The organism is Nodosilinea sp. LEGE 07088 (assembly GCF_015207395.1).
Lineage (GTDB): Bacteria > Cyanobacteriota > Cyanobacteriia > Phormidesmidales > Phormidesmidaceae > Nodosilinea.
Genome location: NZ_JADEWX010000363.1, coordinates 1 through 1647, shown reverse-complemented (window position 1 = coordinate 1647; position 1647 = coordinate 1). Strand labels below are relative to the sequence as shown.

The window sequence follows — 1647 nt, the reverse complement described above, 5'->3', positions numbered from 1 at the left end:
TCTCCTAAGAAACATCCGCATGGGCAGCGGGCTGAGGCACGAGTTCAAAGCCTAAAGCTTGAGCCTTCCTCTGAAGGTGCTTTAGCGTCCGTGCCTTGTACTGTTGCTCATAAACCTCAAGGCTAGGGTCAACATAGGCCTGTTTCCGAGCCCACAACTGATAGAAAATCCGAGCTAGCTTGTGGGCCGTTGCCGTGATTGCTTTGGGTCCCCCTAACCGAGATTTCATGCGACGATAAAACGCCCCTACTGCGGATTGACTGCGCGAGACGGCCTGAGCTGCCATGCGGAAAGCATGAGCGGCCCGATTGGCCACAGGTCGCGTTTTCGAGCTTTTGACCTTGCCCCCGGTGATGCGATTACCCGGGCACAATCCTAACCAAGAGGTAAAGTGCTTGGCGGAAGGAAACCGAGAGGAATCGAGCCCGACCTCGGACAGAATGATGAGAACGTTCAGGGTCCCTAATCCTGGAACTTGGGTAAAGTCGACACCACTCATGCGATACAGATGCGTGTGGAGATCAAACTCTGGCGTATTACTACCGGGCTTTTTGGTGCGCCGCTGTGTGGACTTGGGCGGAGGACTCGCATCCATATCCACTTGGTCTGTGAAGTCATTTAGCAGCCGCTCGATTTCGACATCGCAGGCTTTGATTTGTCGCTGATAGGTGTCATAAAGGTGCAGCTCTTGCTGCAAAATAAACACCTGTTCAGTCCGATAATCGCCGGTCAACGCGGCGGCGATCTCGGATTGAGAGGCTTTAATCCGGGTATCACGCATGGCGGCTAGTGCCTCAGGATTGCGCTCGCCTGCGACTATCGCCCGCAGAATCCGCATCCCGGTGCTGCCCGTAATATCGCTAATGACTCGGTGCAGTTGCACGTTCATTTCGGTTAACGCCTTCTGCATCCGAAGGACGTGGGTGCTGGCACTTGTGACTAAGGTGTCCCGGTACCGAATATAACTGCGCAGTTGACACACCTGGTCATTCGGTCGAAATGACCCGGCCAGTAACCCGTAGCTATGTAATCGTTGTAACCATTGACAGTCCAACACATCACTTTTACGCCCTGGCACTGTTTTGACGTGATGGGCATTCACGAGATGAACCTCAAACCCTCGAGTTTCTAGAATTTGAAAGAGCGGAATCCAGTAGACCCCTGTCGATTCCATCGCCACGGTTTCAATCCCGCACTGCTTCAACCAATCCGCTAACGCATTTAACTCGGGCGTAAAGCAGCCAAAACTGCGAATGCACTCCTGGTCTCGTCCAGGGGGCACACTGACCCAATGTCTATCGGCTCCAATATCAATCCCCGCTGCATTCGGGTGAATGGTTTGGAACTGAGCTTCGGACTGACTCGATGACACCATAGAACACCTCCGCCTACAAGACTGAGAACATGCTCTGCCTGGGAGTAGCGGCTTCAATCATTCTCCTAAACGGGATAGGGAAACCCCTTCACCAATGGTCTATTCGCTTTGTCCCAGAACCAGGCTCAAGTACAGGCACGCACGCACCAGTGACTAATCGGTTTTAGCTGTCAGAGCACCTCAGCAGTCTATAAGCCCTAAACGTGAGAGAGCCTGGTTATAGGGTTTCTTTCAGGTTTATCGAACAGCGTCGCTGTTCGTGAAGGGCTCAA

General features: G+C 53.0%; 1 protein-coding gene. It reads right to left on the bottom strand.

The window, feature by feature from the left end; all coding sequences use genetic code 11:
* Window positions 1-4: 4 nt before the first annotated feature.
* Window positions 5-1375 carry an IS110 family transposase gene (locus IQ254_RS30995; RefSeq protein ID WP_193969977.1) on the bottom strand — a complete coding sequence of 457 codons (1371 nt, stop codon included), beginning with the start codon at window positions 1373-1375 and terminating at the stop codon, window positions 5-7.
* Window positions 1376-1647: the final 272 nt, after the last annotated feature.

What these genes read in the sequence shown, in the direction of transcription:
- IQ254_RS30995 (WP_193969977.1), bottom strand. Translation starts at nt 1,375, where the DNA reads ATGGTGTCATCGAGTCAGTCCGAAGCTCAGTTCCAAACCATTCACCCG.